This is a genomic window from Portibacter lacus (assembly GCF_021533215.1).
Classification (GTDB): domain Bacteria; phylum Bacteroidota; class Bacteroidia; order Chitinophagales; family Saprospiraceae; genus Portibacter; species Portibacter lacus.
Genome location: NZ_JAJNKA010000005.1, coordinates 1 through 16,741 on the forward strand (window position 1 = coordinate 1; position 16,741 = coordinate 16,741).

General features: G+C 37.6%; 10 protein-coding genes. 4 read left to right on the plus strand and 6 right to left on the minus strand.

From position 1 onward, the window contains the following. Nucleotides 1-169 precede the first annotated feature (169 nt). The 3 genes from L2586_RS09525 to L2586_RS09535 form a co-directional block, all read right to left on the minus strand. Nucleotides 170-1,783, minus strand: a complete 1,614-nt coding sequence (locus tag L2586_RS09525; RefSeq protein WP_235292656.1) for a M28 family peptidase — start codon at nt 1,781-1,783, stop codon at nt 170-172. Nucleotides 1,784-1,801: 18 nt separating this feature from the next. After that, the gene (rpiB, locus tag L2586_RS09530; RefSeq protein WP_235292657.1) at nt 1,802-2,233 is read right to left on the minus strand and encodes a ribose 5-phosphate isomerase B; all 432 of its coding nucleotides are present in this window, start codon (nt 2,231-2,233) and stop codon (nt 1,802-1,804) included. Between the two features lie 216 nt (nt 2,234-2,449). Beyond that, nucleotides 2,450-5,488 carry a glycosyltransferase family 117 protein gene (locus L2586_RS09535; RefSeq protein WP_235292658.1) on the minus strand — a complete coding sequence of 1,013 codons (3,039 nt, stop codon included), beginning with the start codon at nt 5,486-5,488 and terminating at the stop codon, nt 2,450-2,452. A gap of 203 nt (nt 5,489-5,691) precedes the next feature. Here L2586_RS09535 and L2586_RS09540 point away from each other — a divergent pair, with 203 nt between their 5' ends. From L2586_RS09540 to L2586_RS09555, 4 genes are all read left to right on the plus strand, one after another. After that, a complete protein-coding gene (locus L2586_RS09540) occupies nt 5,692-6,321 on the plus strand; it encodes a hypothetical protein (RefSeq protein WP_235292659.1) in 630 nt (209 codons plus the stop codon). A 20-nt stretch (nt 6,322-6,341) separates the two neighbouring features. Further along, entirely contained in the window at nt 6,342-6,836 is a 495-nt protein-coding gene (locus L2586_RS09545; RefSeq protein ID WP_235292660.1) for an LVIVD repeat-containing protein, read from the plus strand. 3 nt (nt 6,837-6,839) lie between these two features. Continuing rightward, complete coding sequence (locus L2586_RS09550) at nt 6,840-7,595, plus strand: LVIVD repeat-containing protein (protein ID WP_235292661.1); 756 nt, start codon at nt 6,840-6,842, stop codon at nt 7,593-7,595. Nucleotides 7,596-7,805: 210 nt separating this feature from the next. Further along, nucleotides 7,806-9,398, plus strand: a complete 1,593-nt coding sequence (locus L2586_RS09555) for a sulfatase-like hydrolase/transferase (protein ID WP_235292662.1) — start codon at nt 7,806-7,808, stop codon at nt 9,396-9,398. A 165-nt stretch (nt 9,399-9,563) separates the two neighbouring features. Here L2586_RS09555 and L2586_RS09560 read toward each other — a convergent pair whose 3' ends face one another. The 3 genes from L2586_RS09560 to L2586_RS09570 form a co-directional block, all read right to left on the minus strand. Further along, on the minus strand, nt 9,564-12,638 hold the full coding sequence (locus tag L2586_RS09560; RefSeq protein WP_235292663.1) for a PQQ-dependent sugar dehydrogenase: 3,075 nt from the start codon (nt 12,636-12,638) through the stop codon (nt 9,564-9,566). Between the two features lie 94 nt (nt 12,639-12,732). Then, the gene (locus L2586_RS09565; protein ID WP_235292664.1) at nt 12,733-13,509 is read right to left on the minus strand and encodes a T9SS type A sorting domain-containing protein; all 777 of its coding nucleotides are present in this window, start codon (nt 13,507-13,509) and stop codon (nt 12,733-12,735) included. Nucleotides 13,510-13,768: 259 nt separating this feature from the next. Further along, nucleotides 13,769-16,546, minus strand: coding sequence for an ATP-dependent Clp protease ATP-binding subunit (locus L2586_RS09570; protein WP_235292665.1), 2,778 nt, complete (start codon nt 16,544-16,546; stop codon nt 13,769-13,771). Nucleotides 16,547-16,741: the final 195 nt, after the last annotated feature.

Below are 16,741 nucleotides of genomic sequence, written 5' to 3' on the forward strand. Positions count from 1 at the left end.
ATTTGAAAATAAATTATGTAACTTTAAGAAAAAACAACCTAAAACACAGGTAATATAAAGTAGTTTAAAAGTAACTATACTTTAAAGATTTTATTTAAACCCGGTCAACGTTATTCAGGCATATACATATCTCGAACTATCAACTTTCAACTGTCAACTATCAACTAAATTAAGCTTTCCCGTTCGTAATCTTAAGATCTGCTTCTTGATTCGACAGCTTCCAAGCAAGGTAAAAAATGTGTCTTGCAACATTCGTCATTTTATCAAAATTGATCTTATCAACAGTATCAGTAATCTTGTGATAATCTTCATGGACACCATTGAAAAAGAAAATAGAAGGAATTCCGTTTTTCGCAAAATTATAATGATCTGATCTGAAGTAGAATCGATTCGGATCATCTTCTGAATTGTATGTATAGTCGAGCGTGATCTGAGAATAATTACGGTTCACCTCCTCATTCGCATCATGTAAGTCTGTACTTATTCTATCAGAACCAATTACATAAATGTAATTCGGATTGTCTTTATACTTTTCATCTACTCTACCGACCATGTCAATATTAATATCTGCAATTGTATTTTCTAATGGAAAAACTGGATAAGTCGCATAATATTCTGAACCTAATAATCCTTTCTCTTCACCTGTTACCCAAAGAAACAAAATACTTCTTCTAGGTCCATTTCCTGCCATTTTAGCTTTCTGGAAAGCTTCTGCTAATTCCAGAACAGTTGTAGATCCTGATCCATTATCATCTGCGCCGTTGTACACATCATCTCCCTTCATTCCTACATGATCGTAGTGCGCCGATACAACAAGTAATTCATCTTTCTTATCTGTTCCTTCCATATAAGCAAGGATGTTATTACCAGCAAGTGAATAGTCTTTTCTCTTTTGGATAAGCTTCATGTCTGTTTTAAGCTTCAAGCTCTTAGACTTTCCTTTCGCCATCTTCTTTCTAGCCTTGATCATTTTCTTAGACTTGCTCCCGATAATGTCCTTTGCGATGTTACTTGAAATATAAATACTATTTGCCACAGGAGCTTCTTCATCTTCTGACTGACCAATAACCACTGTCGGTCCTAAAAGTTTTCTCCTGTTTTCACCAAGCATTTTCTGGATATCTTTAGTGATAATCAAGACTGCCTTAGCGCCCATTTTATGAGCAAGTTCCAATTTCTTTTCTGGGTATTGTGACCATTCTGTTTCTTGCGTATCACCAGAAATGATGTATTTCCCATCTTCATCCATCGGTTCGCCTTCATTAATCATGATGACTTTTCCTTCAATTTTCGCACGCTTATAATCTGTGTATTTCGGATCATCAATTCCATATCCTAAGAAAATTACTTCGTCTAGGTCAACTTCTCCTAAGTCCACGTTTTTATCAGGAAACGAAAGAAAGTCCCACAAATGCTTGTATCTGTTTTCGCCAACTGTAATCGAAATATCATCCCAGCTAATCCACTTGAAGTCAACTTTCTGAAAGTAACTATCTCCCGTGATTGGTTCGATGCCTATTCTTTTGATTTCTCCTGCTATATATGCTGAGGCCAAATCATTTCCCGGATATCCTGTTTCTCTACCTTGGAATTCATCTGAAGCCAGTATGGTCAAGTGTTTTGTTAAATCTTCTTTCGTAATCGTCATGGCAGCTTTGAAAGCAGGGTCATTTTCATCCACTTCTAACATCGCTGAAGAATCAGGCTTGGTTACGCTTGAAATAAACTGTGCATTCATCAAGGTAGCACAACACACAAAAAGTAGTATTAAAGTATTTTTCATTTCTTATTCATTGATAAATTAACAAACTGGAATCTTATCCACACGTCTAGCATGGCGACCTCCCTCAAAATCTGTAGTGATAAAAGCTTTCACCATATTCTTTGCCATTTTTAAGCTCACAAAACGAGCAGGAATTGAAATGGCATTGGCGTTATTATGTTTTCGGGCTAACTCAGCTAACTCTACTTTCCAGCATATTGCGGCTCTAATATGTTGGTGTTTATTAGCAGTTATCGCTACTCCATTCCCACTACCACATATTATAACAGCTAGATCATGCTTTTTGTGTCCTAAAGCTTCTGCTAAAGGATGAATGTAATCAGGATAATCAACTGACTCCGCAGAATTAGTCCCATAATCTGTCACTTCATGCCCTTCTTTTTCAAGCATTCTAATGATCGGTGCTTTATATGGGAAACCTGCGTGATCACCTCCAATAGCAATTTTCATAATTGTATTTTAAAATTTAAATCTCTTTAATAATTTAAAAACTCAAGACACTCAACTTAGGACTTTACGACTTAGGACTCAAGACTCTCGACTTAGGACCAAGACTTCCGACTTACTGACTTCAGACTTCCTGACTCTCTCTCCTCCTCGGACTAAAGTCCAAGCTCCTTTATGACTCAAGACTCTCGACTAAAGACTAAAGACTCCCGACTCATCCTAATTATTCAACCCCTGCAAACTCCAGTTCCCCACTAATGCCTTCATTTCTGCTGCAAACTCAGGATCTCCCAATTTGTCTACATCATTAAGTATATTATTCGCACCTCTTAACGCCAGCACATATTCTCGCCTGAAACTATTGTCCCTAACATCTTCAGCCATCCCTGTATCAAAAAAATTCAATCGTTCCGCTGAAACTTCTGCCAATATTCTCATGTGCTTTTTCGCTTTCTCCATCTCTCCAGACTGAATATACATTTGGATAAATGGATAGACTCCGTCATCATATGGGAAATTGAAATTAGGGAAACCTTCGAAATACTTATCTGCTAATGCTACCGCTTTATTTCTGTCATAAGACATAAATTCTTGTGCTCCTCTTAGAATTGCCATCTGCATTGCTTGGATTTCCGCTCCATAACTATTGTCAATGAACATTTTTTTCTTATCGAAATTCCCCCATTGCCATTTGTTCATCACATTGTCATACAACTTCTCAGCATCAACTCGTCCACTTCCATAGATTCCTAATTCTGTTTGGGAAGCCGTCTTAAATGGAACCACTCTTAACGCTAGTCCTTCCAACTGCGTATAGTCATTGACACCCATCAATTTATCATTCTTGCACGTCACGGCGAAGTATATCGGTCGATCCCATATATTAGAACCAATAACATCCAATACTGCCATTTCATCTTTCCTCAAGTAAGTTTTACTCTGAGGAAATGTAAATGGAATATACGGAGCAATCGCTGTTGGATCATTTGGATAATTCATATCTAAACGATCTACCGCTTCTCTATTCGTAGGAATAATCAAGTTCTTAGAAGGAATATATCCTTTCATTTTAGGATTAGCTCCTTGAGGTCGCGCATCACTTCCCATTAATTTTAAGGCAGAGATAATATTCGTCGGACTATTGTTATCTGGAGGATAGAAGAAAAGCTGATTTCTTTGAGAACCTCTATAAGCGTCTTCTGAAATGGTCAATTTTATAGGTGGAGAATCATTGACCTTAGATCTTAATTTATTTATATACCAATCTACAGCAATCAAACTCAGATTAACCACTCTTACATCAGTCCTTATTTCTTCTACTTCTTGTGCATACCATAATGGATATGTATCGTTATCACCATAAGTGAAAATGATCGCATTCTCATCCACCGAATTCAAGAAATTCGCAGCATAATCTCTAGATGCATAATGATCTTTACGACCCATGTCATCGAAGTTCTGCGTACCCATTAAGATCGGAGCAATTAGTACCAAAGCTCCCGCGACTCCTGCAGCAGGAATCCCTTTGAACTTGTATTTCTCGAAGCCCATATATAGCGCATTCACCGCCATGCCGATCCACATACAATAGGTAAAAATGGAACCTACAAGTACATAGTCTCTTTCTCTTGGCTCATTCGGAGGCTGGTTAGAATAAATAATAATCCCTATACCAGTGATTAAGAACAACATCATTAATGCCATGAAGTCCTTCGGTCTCTTTCGCATATGGAAAAATAATCCGATTAACCCGAATATAAATGGCAACATGTAGTAATTATTGTTTGCAAGACTTTGCATACTTTCTGGTAACTCAGATGTATCATAATCTAACTTAGCATCATCTACGAAACCTATTCCCGAAACCCAATGCCCAGAACTCTTATCCCATGGATAATATCCTTGCGCTCCATTCTGTCTCCCTGCAAAGTTCCACATAAAATATCGGCCATACATCCATCCAAGTTGGTACTGAACCAAAAACTTAATATTATAAGCCATGCCTGGTACATCCTTATCATTACCCCACCACATTCTGTGTAATTGTGGTCTTCCTGGATCACCATGACCTATCCTTGGAAATAATATTTTATCTTGAGATCGGTATTCATAATCGTACTTCTCATCTACGATCTCATACTTATCGCCTACTCTTCCATATCTCTTTTCACTTTTAACCGAAACAGGTTGTGCGTCAAAGTGAGGTCCGTATAATAAAGCTCTTTCACCATATTGCTCTCTATTCAAGTATGGAAGCAATCTAACAGCGTCACTAGGAACATTCATGTTCACAGGTGTGTCAGCATTGGCACGAATAACAATTACTCCGATCGTAGAAAAGCCTATCGTTATTAAGGTCAATGCTACCAGACTCATTTGCAACAGATATTTCCCTTTAGAATGAGCATATTTTAAACCAATAAAAACAAGTGCTCCTAGAAGTGCTAGTGTAATCACAAGTCCTGAATGGAACGGCAATCCAAGACCATTTACCGCGAAAATTTCAAAGTTTTTCCATAAGGTAGGAATTCCTACAACGATAAGTTTTTGTATAATTCCAATCCCCACTAAACCTGCACCTATTGCCAACATTCCTTTAAAAACAGTGTGCTTTTCATACTTTTTGAAATAGTATAATAAAGCAATTGCTGGAAGTGTCAATATAGAAAGTAAGTGAACTCCTGTTGATAATCCTACCGCATACAGTGAGAATAGCAACCATCTATCTGATTTATGGTTATCCGGTAATGCGTACCATTTAACAGCAGACCAAAATGTAAGCGCTGTGAAAAATGTAGACATAGCATAAACTTCACCTTCTACTGCTGAAAACCAAACTGATGTAGCAAACACGGTAGATAATCCCGCGACTAATCCTGAAAAAGCATTCGCAATTTGTGCACCACCTTCTAATTCTCCATCTCTTCCTACATAAGCTAACTTACCAAAGATCATGGTTGTCCATGCTACGAACATTCCAACAAAGGCAGTACAAATTCCAGACATCATGTTCACTGCAAATGCAATATCAGAAAGTTTGCTGGAGAATATTTCACCGAAAAAAGCGAATACTCTACCTACAATCATGAACAGCGGTGCACCTGGAGGGTGAACTACTTGCAGCTTATAAGCACCTAAAATAAATTCACCAACATCCCACAAACTTCCAGTCCGCTCAGCCGAGAAAAAGAAAACGATCGCAGCTATTGCAAAGACACTCCAGCCTACAATGTTTATTAGTTTTTTATTTGATACCATAATTAGTCTTGAATTAATCTACAAAAGTAATAAAAATGAAGAGATTAACATTTTTTATCATGTGTAATGTTTCACTTTGATTTTTCGTCGTAAATTTAACGTTGAATATTCGGATAAAATACAATGAACGTCCGATAAAATAACCCTATCGTCGAAAAAGAAGCAACACTTTTCGATTTTAAGTCATCTTTTAATAAATGCAGATGCTAAAGAGAATTTTAATCATTCTATTTTGGGGTTCGTCCGCCATGCTAATTCAAGCACAACAAGAAAAAGTTATTTTTCCTGATTTTCGTGCGGGAATTACACCGTCTTCGTTTCTGAACGGCTACAGTGGCGTCCAGTTTAGCATTGACAAAGCCATAAAACCTACAGTTAACTTAACGACCGAAATAGCATACATTTTCGATTCTCCTTATCAAGCTCAAGGGTTTAGAATAAGACCAGGAATAGAAAGTCTGGTGCTAAGAGGTAGAGGTATCGGGTTAACAATGGGAATTCATGGACACTATCGATGGACGAAAGAATACCGGACCTTGATTCAGACCGCTTCGAATGGAGAGTTCCAGACCATTCTACATAACTACGAAAGAACTAGAAACTACTATGGCGGTGTAGGTACGATTAATATTTTCATACCTTCTGGAAAGCGATGGACATGGGAGTTTGGTGGTGGACTAGGTGCAGCGCGATATTTCATCAATGGCAGTCAAGAACCAATCATGATCGATCAGTTTTTCGAGGAAGAAGTTGATTTTTTTATTGACTGGAATTACAACATAGGACCAATATTTTACTTACATTTTAATATTTCATACGTTATTTCACCATGAAGCACTTTGTGTGGTTAATCATGCTCTTACTGATCACCTCTTGCAAAAAGGATGACCTTATCGTTAATGGATTAGTTCCTGTTTATTTCGACGCACTTGATTTCTCTGAGATAGATAGTCAAGAACCGCGAGCGATTATTAAGCAAGGGAAGTTTGTTAAGGTGGGTAATTTTTTATTTGTCAATGATATAAAAATAGGGATTCATGTGATAGACAATACGAATCCAAATCAACCAGAATATGTATACTTCTGGCGGATTCCTGGCAATCAAAACTTTACCATAGAAGGAAGTTTTCTTTACGCAGACAACGGACCGCACCTTTTAGTGATCAATATAGAAGACTATGCAAATATTCAATTTGTGAAATACATAGAGAATACATTTTACGAAAATCTATTAGAGCAGTTTCCAGATGAGCCTGCAGAATATTTTGAATGCCCTGATCCTTCGAAAGGTTTGGTGAAATATTGGAAAAGAGCAGAAATTGTTAATCCAACTTGCTTAAAAATTTAACCCATGAAATATATATTCATTTTCTTAGTTATTTTTCTTTCTGCTTGCAGCAATCTAGACCGAGCCGATGTAAGTAGCACCGCAACCCAATCTGGTTCTTATGCGAATCTTCTGGTGATCAATGATTACATGTACGTCATCAATAAAGAAAAACTTCAGACTTTCGATGTTAAAGATGGCGCAAATCCGATACTCTTGGACGATTTAGATCTCGGTTTTAATATTGAATCTCTGCTATATCATAAGGGAAACTTATTTATTGGATCTCAGAGTTCAATGTTTATCTATGAAATTGCTAAAAGTGGAATACCTCAAGAGAAGTCGGTAACTAATTATGGATTCTTCGGGGAAGATTTTTGTAGGCAAGACCCAATTACTGTAAATGATGAGTATGCTTATGCGAGCTTGAGTGCTAGAATTTCTGGCGAATGTGCTAGGTTTCAGTTAAATGAATTAAGAGTGTATGACATATCGAATATAGCGCAACCGGAATTAATCAATTCGATTCAGATGGAATCTCCGAAAGGATTAGCATTAGATGGCGATGTGTTATTTGTTTGTGAAAAGGAGAATGGTTTAAAAGTATTCGATGTTTCAGATCCGTTAAACTTAGAACTGATTCATCATTTCGATGGATTCGATGCTTTTGATGTGATTGCTGATGATGGCTTAGTAATAGTGGTCGGACCTGAAAAGATCTACGAATATGACTATTCAGACATCGATAATATGAAATACTTATCGCAATTGGATTTTTAATAAAGATCCTGTAAGCCAAGCAGAGCTAAGGTATTGTGCTAAGACTGTTGAGCTAGGTTTACGCTTCAGATATGCTTCTTGTAGATTGATAACATCACTGAAAAAGTGCTGTCATCAAGAAAAAAGTGCTGTCATCAAAAGAATTGTGCTGTCATCAAGAGAATTGTGATGGCTTCAGGACAGCAAAGAAAAGTTACTTACCTTTATTCCATGAAGTATCCATTTCTTTTCGCATCTATCTTTTTCATTATAATCACGCTGGTTATTTTTCAATCTTGTACTCCTAACAATCCCTCAAATTCTACTCCAGAAAAACCCAATATCGTTCTGATCTACGCAGATGATTTGGGAAAAGGATTACTGAGCATAGAAGGTCAGAAAATCATTAAAACTCCTCACATAGACCAACTCGCAAAAGATGGAATGCGATTCACAAACGCATATTCAGCCATGTTTTGTGCTCCAGCAAGAGCAACTCTAATCACTGGATTGCACGATCTGCATGCTGATGCATTTGAGATTCCAGGTGCTGGAATTTATAAGCGTATATCCACTGGCGAAGCAACCCTTGCCGAAATAGACAGCACTATAAAAAGTGTTTCAACTCCGATTCCAGACCACCAAAAATTCATAGGAAACATCGCTAAAGAAGCGGGATATACTACAGGCCAATTTGGAAAACTAGAATGGGGATTCTCAGCAACAATGGATCAAATGACAAGGCACGGCTGGGATCACTATTTAGGATATCTAGATCATCAGCGAGCGCATGGATTCTACCCACCATTTTTATTCGAGGATGGAAAAATCAGATATTTCGAAGGTAATACACTCGCTAATTGTGGTAAGTCTATCGAACGAGAAACAGATAAAGCATATCAAGAACGGTGGGATATGACTGGCAAGGCAACTTACTCACAAGATATATTCATGGATGGCGTTCATAAATTCCTACATGACAATAAAGAACGACCTTTCTTCTTATACTTCCCTACTCAACTTCCACATGGACCCGTTTCGATCCCAGAAGTACATCCTGATTTCGTCAATAATGATTCATTGACACAAATAGAAAAAGAATATGCATCTATGGTAAAGTTGCTAGATGACAATGTAGGAGAAATTATCCAAACCCTAAGGGAATTAGACCTCACAGATAACACAATCGTGATTTTCACAGGCGATAACGGCCATGAAATCTACTATGCACAAGAAGGACGCGTCGTGAAACCCTATACCAATATGGAAACTGGAATCCGCTTCGATGACTTAACAGATAAATACTATAGCGAAATTGCTGGCGATGTTTTCGATGGGAACAATGGTCGGGCAGGAATGAAAAGAAGCAACTTGCAAGGAGGGATTGAGGTCCCGCTAATCATCAAATGGCCTGGAAAGGTGAAGGCCAATTCAACGTCTGATCGATTAGTCGCTAGTTATGATTTTATGTCTACACTTTCGGATATGGTAGAAAATAAGTCGCTTTCCGAGACTGATGGAACTTCCTATTATAATACATTGATCGGAAAAAAAGAAGAAAACGATAGAGGCTATCTTGTCTATTCCTCATTCCAAGGACCAACTTTAATTAACTCAGGTGGATGGAAACTAAGGATGTATTATCCGAAGAATATATTTGAATTATACTACCTACCTGACGATTTTCGAGAAGAAAACAATCTAGCAGACCAGAATCCTGAAATAGTTTCCGAATTAAAGGCATTGCTCCTTGAAGAATGCGAAGGTGACTACATCAATGGCTTCTTTACCAATGCTAAAAACCAGATAGCCTATCGCCGATAATTGCAGCTTAGATCTCAAAACATACAACCAACTGCTCACGATTTTTGTGGAACTGAACGCTTCATGTTTCAAGGAAGTTTATCACATTGACCTAAATAAAGACCAGCTACTTAAGATCTAATAAATATGGATGATCTCAGGAGCTGATTCGAGAGAAACCCTCCTTTATCCTTTATAATTCAGATAGATCCAATCCGCATTTAAAATATACTTGTCCTTATCTTCTTCGTTTTTAAAAACAACATATAAGTCTTGAATACCTTCTAGCGTTTTGAATGGAATTTCATATGACTCTTTACCATTTTTCTTTGGATGAAAATATCCCACATCCGTTTGTCCTATTAACTTACCATCTTCAGAACCTATACGTAATTCCACTTTCCCTCCATAGTCATACCCAGCATTATAGACACCGGCAATATTCACACTGTTTAGTCCCTTAAAGTCCACATCCTCAAACTTTAAAAATGTATTGTTAAGAATAGAACCCATAACCGTGCTTCCTTGGCTACCCCATGCGCTTAATCCTTCGCTATATTCATCTGCATTTTCAGCTTCTAATTTAGGCGCTTTGAAAACTATTTGATCACTTACAGAAAGTCTGCTTTCATTAACATTCGGGTTGCCACGATCCAAGTAAGATGCCATCAGAATGTACCTGCCTTTAGACTTATCTTTTACATGCTCATCAAGAGTTACTGTTCCTGATAATGGTAAGGTCTGCTCTTCTTTATCGGGCGTTCGTAAACTTAGAATATAATCGATTATTTTTCCCACTTCTTCTAAACTCAACTGAGGATGAGCTGACATCATCGTCTCTCCCCATACACCCGAACTCCCTTTGATGACGCTTCCGATTAACTTGTTTTTATCTTTCGAAGTATATTTATTCGCAATGTCCTTGTAAGCTGGGCCATTCACTTTCTCATCCATCGCATGACAAGCTTTACAGTCTGAAGCTTCTATTATTCTAAGTCCTTCTGGCTTTACACTTTGCTGATGTCCTACCGTCGCTAAGACAATATCTTTTCCTTCCGGTAGATAAGTAAAAGTTACCTTCACATCGCCTGCTTTTATACTTCCATCAGTCGTTTTTCCATCTTCCTTATCTTCTACGCTTACAGTATAATCAACTTTCTTTCCATCCCAGTAAATATTACTTGCTTCCGTATTAATAGTCAATTGTGGCGTTTCATTTCCAACCATAATCTTTTGGGTAGTCGTAGATTTCCCATTAGACCCATCGGAAATAGTAAGTGAAACCGTATATATGCCTTCCTTTTCAAAGGTAAATGTTGGGTTTTCTTCCTTCGACTGCACTTTTTCTTCATCGAATGACCACTCAAATTTCAACTTGTCCTGGTCATAATCGATTGATTTCTCACCAGAAAATTGAACGGTTAGTGGTGCAGAACCCACTTCCTTATCTGCTTCGATCTTTGCAATTGGCTCCCTATTACCTTTGATGTATTTAATTCTGCTCAATCTAGCATCAAAATTTCGAGAATTCCATTTCTGACCATATTCAAGAACATAGAGCATTCCATCTTTACCAAAAATCATATCCATCGGATGCGAAAATTCTGTATTAGGCATAAATGCATCCGCTTTTGCATAATTCTGATCTTTATCTAAAGTAACCACATATATCCAGTCACGCATCCACTCGTATACGAATAATTTATCCTCAAAGTATTCAGGGAATTCATCACCATGTCCTTCCGCATGAAATACCGGACCTGCCATTGGGTTAATACCTCCTTTGCCTATCCACGGGAATTCTTCTGATCGTCCATATCCAAACCAGATTAACGATTCTTGCGCCGGAGGTAATTTTTCTAAACCTGTATTGTTCGGAGAATTATTGATCAAGTTATTAGGGTCAAATTGATCTAAAGACTTACCTGCGGCGAAATCGTAATCAAAGTAAGCCTGATTATTTCCTCTAGTGTATGGCCATCCCCAAAATCCAGCCTTCCTTGCCTGATTAAATTCCCCCATTCCATCAGGACCCCGCTTAGGATCCGGCTTTCCTGCATCAGGACCTATATCTCCCCAATAAAGGTAGCCCGTCTTACTATCGATCGAATGTCTGAATGGATTTCGAAGTCCCATAACATAAATTTCTGGTCTCGTTTTCGGTGTTCCAGGAGGAAATAGATTACCTTCTGGAATCGAGTACGTTCCATCGTCTTCAGGTTTGATTCTTAAAATTTTACCTCTTAGATCATTTGTGTTCGCTGCTGATTTTTGTGCATCCCAAAGTGCTCTTCCTGGTCTTTCATCTATCGGTGCATAGCCAGAAGATTCGAATGGATTCGTATTGTCTCCGAGCGTAATAAACAGATTTCCATTAGGTCCAAATTCTAGCGCACCTCCACTATGACAACACTTACGTATCGTAGGGATTTCTAAAAGAACTTTTTCACTATTTATATCTAATGAATCATCCGTAAAATTAAACCTCGAAACGCGCTGAATCGGGTCTTCACCAGGAGCAGAATAAAACAAATAGATCCAATTGTTATCACTAAAGTTCGGATCTACCGCCAAACCAAGAAGCCCGTCTTCATTTGCATACGCTACATCCAGCGATCCAACCTCCCTAGTTTGATTCAGATTGAAATCATATAATTTCAGCAGACCTCTTCTTTCTACAAAGAGAATACCTTTGCCTTCTATTTCATCAAGTTCCATCGGCTCATTAAGGTTAAAATCTACCACTTCTTTACGGAATCGATTTTCTTCGGGAACTCGTTGCGTCTTCGCAAGTGCGTAATTTAGTTGATTATTGTCAATGGAATTTTGGATAATGGACTGAAAGTCGGATGAATTCAGATCAAGATTAGCAGAAGGTTGGTCCATATAACTTCCATACCAAGGCCAGTCCATAGCCAATTTAGGCTTTGCTTCTATTCCAAAAAGACTTCCTCCAGATTCTACGAATCTCTCTACATCCGCTCTCTGGACATCATTTAGTATTTCTCCTGAGGTATAAAGCAATACAATTGCCTGAAATGATTTCAGTGCATCTTCTGTAAATACTTCCTTTGAATCTGACTCAATAATAAACACTTCCGAAGAATCTGCTAACGCCTTGATGGTGGCTTTAGCACTTGCGATGTCTTCTTTATTAGTGCTATTTTCGATGCTGAATAATAAGATTTTCTTTTCCTCTTTCGAACAAGAAAAAAGAAATATAATGAAAAAAAGAAAAGGTATAAACTTGAAACGTTTCATGGTTGGTTAAATATGTCGCTCCAATTATACTACATTGCTTCTATTCTGTCCTAAATTTCAAGGTCATTTTTCTCACTGAGATGAAATTAAACCACTATAGCTTCAAAATTTTCTCAATTTTCTGCCTGATTCCATCTTCGAGCCTTAGATAATAAACTCCACTAGGGAGTGCAATATTAACTATCTCTGTTTGAGATCGGGCACTTGTTGTTCCATTTCCGACAAGTATTCCGTTGAGATTAAAAAGCGAATAAGTGATTTGTTTGTCAGAGTTGTTCTTTACATTTAAAATATCCACAACTGGATTAGGGAAGATTTTAATTTCCGAGAACTCTTCTATATCGTTTGTATTGATAATCGCTGAACAGTTAGGATACCAGTCCAGAAATTGTTCAAAGGACATGGTGTCTAGGTGTTGACTTGAATACCGTACGTAGTTGAAATTTCCAAATACTTTACTATGCTCAATCTGAAGAAAGTTATTTAAACAGGGAGTTAACATGTAAGTTGTAGGATAATGAGCATTGGAGTCTGGTTCTAGTGTTGAAATCTTAATAATTATGGTGTCCCTAATGTCTAATGACATACTGAATTCGCAGTCAGGAAATCTGGACATAAAAGTAATAGAGTCTATTTCTAATTCAGGACCAAATAAAGTCTCAACAATCTTAGCATCGTAATATTGGGGTAAATTATAATTATTTATATTCCCATAAGAACTATCTTTTTCTATTTCCAGTAATAAAATGGATGATTCACTTTCACTGAATAAGTCACAAAAATTATGAATAGCAGCACAAGAGCAGGCCATACTTTCGAATGAAAGCAAAATGAAGAAGAGAATCGAAGAAAACTTTAGAAGAGAAGCCATAAAAAAGTTTTTAGTTTTTGCAATGGTATAAACAAAAGCATGGTGAAAAATAGAAGTAAGGTATTGCCTCATGTTTTTCATCTATTTCTCCTGGGTATATTTTTAAAGCTCTTACAAAATACATAAAACCTAAGTGGAATTCCAATATTGTAATTCATGAGATCCAAATACAAATGAGAAAATCAATAGTCTTTGAATAAAAAAAGCCCGATCCTAAATTAGGATCGAGCTTACTTCTTTATCAGTCTGATGTGGACTATTATTTATCCTTCTTCCGTTTAGGTTGAGCGCCATTCTCACCTGAATCTTTCTCGATATCCTTCACCGCATCTTCCACTTTCTTCGTGGCCTTTTCTAAGTTCTCAAGATCCTTTTCCCGCTGACTTTTCACATTCCCGTTAGCACTAGATTTCGGCTTTCCAGAATCTTCCTTTAACGTCTCAGAGAATACAAATCCTTTATTATCTGTTGTCACATAAATCGTTTCACCATCTACCAATGAACCTCCAAGCACAAACTTCGATAACTCATTGATAATCTCATTCTGGATAACTCTTTTTAGTGGTCTTGCACCGAATTGAGGATCATATCCTAAATCAGCAAGTAAGTCCATAGCAGAATCCGTCATCTCGATTTTTAATCCTTGACGTCCAAGATTCTTTTTCAATTTCCCAAGTAATAAACCTGCAATCTTCTTGATTTCTTCCTTTGATAAAGGCAAGAACATAATCTTGTCATCTATTCTATTCAGGAATTCAGGCCGCAAATTCTCCTTAAGTGCTTCGAAAACCTCAATCTTCGTCGTATCAATAATATCTTGTCTGTGCTCTTCTCCTACTGCATCTAGATCTTCGAAATTTTCCAGAATTACATCAGAACCCATATTCGAAGTCATGATGATAATCGCATTCTTGAAATTCGCCTCTCTACCTTTATTATCTGTTAATCGACCATCATCTAGCACTTGGAGTAACACATTAAAAGTATCCGGGTGCGCTTTCTCGATCTCATCTAACAATACAATAGAGTAAGGTCTTCTTCTTACAGCTTCCGTTAATTGACCACCTTCATCATATCCTACGTATCCCGGAGGCGCTCCTACCAGTCTAGAAACAGAATGCTTCTCTTGGTACTCACTCATATCAATTCGAACGATCGCCTTTTCGTCATCGAATAAAACATCAGCTAGTGTCTTCGCAAGTTCCGTTTTACCTACCCCTGTTGGTCCAAGGAATATAAACGAACCGATCGGTCTGTTCGGATCTTGTAATCCTGCCCGTGAACGTCTAATTGCATCTGAAACCGCAACAACTGCTTCTTTCTGCCCGATTAATCGCTTACCGATTTCTGCTTCTAGATTTAATAAACGCTCCCGCTCTGTCTTCATCATTTTCTGAAGTGGAATTCCAGTCCATCGGGAAACTACTTCTGCTATATCATTCGCCGTTACTTCCTCATTCGTAAATCGCGATCCTTCAGGAAGCAGGTCTAATTTCTTCTCTACTTCTTTTAACTGGGCTTCTTTATCTTTAAGATCACCATATCGAATTCTAGCTACTTTCTCGAAGTCACTTTCTCTTTCTGCAACATCTGCTAAGTGCTCGAATTCTTCTATTTCTTTCTTAATTGCTTGTATTTCGTCTACGATTTCTTTTTCCGATTTCCAAGCAGCAGTTATCGAAGCTAATTTTTCCTTCGCATTCGCGATTTGCTCTGAAATAACTTTTAGCTTTCGTTTATCTCCTTCTCGCTTGATCGCTTCTTTTTCAATTTCCAGCTGTCTCACCTTTCTTTCCCACTCATCTACTTCTTCTGGAACAGAATCAAGTTCTAATCTTAATTTCGCAGCGGCCTCATCTATTAAATCAATGGCCTTATCTGGAAGCTGGCGATCCGTAATATACCTATGCGATAATTCCGCCGCCGCAACTAATGCTTCATCTAGAATATCCATTTTATGATACACTTCATACCGCTCTTGAATTCCTCTCAAGATCGAAATCGTATCTTCCACAGATGGCTCATCTATAAATACCGTCAAGAACCTTCTAACAAGAGCCTTATCATTTTCAAAGTATTTCTGATACTCATCTAAAGTCGTTGCACCGATGGTTCTAATTTCTCCACGCGCTAATGCTGGCTTCAAAATATTCGCAGCATCCATCGCTCCATTTCCTCCTCCAGCACCGATCAAGGTATGGATCTCATCAATGAAAAGGATAAACTCGCCATCTGACTCTTTCACTTCCTTAATCACTGATTTCAATCTTTCTTCGAATTCTCCTTTATACTTTGCTCCTGCTACTAAGGTCGAAATATCAAGCACAAATATTTGCTTGCTTAGTAGATTCTCAGGAACATCTCCTTTCACAATCCTCCACGCAATTCCTTCTACAATCGCCGTTTTCCCAACTCCCGCTTCTCCGATTAGTATTGGATTATTTTTCTTTCTTCTAGAAAGGATGTGTAGAATTCTTCTAATTTCTTCATCCCGCCCGATAATCGGATCGAGTTCACCTGATTCCGCACGCTCGTTAAGATTGATAGCGAATTTCTTCAAGGTATTATATTGACCATCACCACTCTGGTCTGTGACTTTCCTTCCTTTTCTTAATTCAGTGATCGCATCTTTCATTCCCTGAACACTTCCTCCCAGGCTTTTAATGATTTTAGAGGTTTTGTCAGATCCATCTACAATTCCTAAAAGAATAAGCTCTACAGAAATGAATTCATCACTGTATTCTTTCATAAATTTCTTTGCCTTAGCAAGTGCCTTATTAGAATCATTAGATAGATATTGTTTTCCTCCTCCTTCTACTTTGGGAAGGGAATTAATCTCGTCATTTAATTCCACCTTCAACTGACTTACTTGCACTCCCATTTTATTGAATAGAAACTCTGGAATCTTTTCATCGATTTCCATAATCCCCATTATTAAGTGGCTGGTATCCACCACTTGTTGATCCTTGCCTCCAGCAAGTTGCTGTCCTCTGAGGATACTTTCTTGTGCTTTTATTGTGAAATTATCGTATGTCATTTATATTATTTTCTTTTTATAATTGTCAATATTTGTGCTTCTGCCATGAGTAGAAGCTAAAATTACATTCATTATCTATTGAATCAAATTTTTAGCCACGTTTATATTTTCTCACTTATCGGAAAGAATGTCAGTTTTGAGACAAGAAAACATGACAATTTTACTTCTTAGATCACTAAATATCTTTCTTTTAAT

Excerpts from the sequence above, each read along its gene's own strand:
- L2586_RS09525 (WP_235292656.1), bottom strand. The coding sequence starts at position 1,783 with ATGAAAAATACTTTAATACTACTTTTTGTGTGTTGTGCTACCTTGATG.
- rpiB (WP_235292657.1), bottom strand. The coding sequence starts at position 2,233 with ATGAAAATTGCTATTGGAGGTGATCACGCAGGTTTCCCATATAAAGCA.
- L2586_RS09535 (WP_235292658.1), bottom strand. The coding sequence starts at position 5,488 with ATGGTATCAAATAAAAAACTAATAAACATTGTAGGCTGGAGTGTCTTT.
- L2586_RS09540 (WP_235292659.1), top strand. The coding sequence starts at position 5,692 with ATGCTAAAGAGAATTTTAATCATTCTATTTTGGGGTTCGTCCGCCATG.
- L2586_RS09545 (WP_235292660.1), top strand. The coding sequence starts at position 6,342 with ATGCTCTTACTGATCACCTCTTGCAAAAAGGATGACCTTATCGTTAAT.
- L2586_RS09550 (WP_235292661.1), top strand. The coding sequence starts at position 6,840 with ATGAAATATATATTCATTTTCTTAGTTATTTTTCTTTCTGCTTGCAGC.
- L2586_RS09555 (WP_235292662.1), top strand. The coding sequence starts at position 7,806 with ATGAAGTATCCATTTCTTTTCGCATCTATCTTTTTCATTATAATCACG.
- L2586_RS09560 (WP_235292663.1), bottom strand. The coding sequence starts at position 12,638 with ATGAAACGTTTCAAGTTTATACCTTTTCTTTTTTTCATTATATTTCTT.
- L2586_RS09565 (WP_235292664.1), bottom strand. The coding sequence starts at position 13,509 with ATGGCTTCTCTTCTAAAGTTTTCTTCGATTCTCTTCTTCATTTTGCTT.
- L2586_RS09570 (WP_235292665.1), bottom strand. The coding sequence starts at position 16,546 with ATGACATACGATAATTTCACAATAAAAGCACAAGAAAGTATCCTCAGA.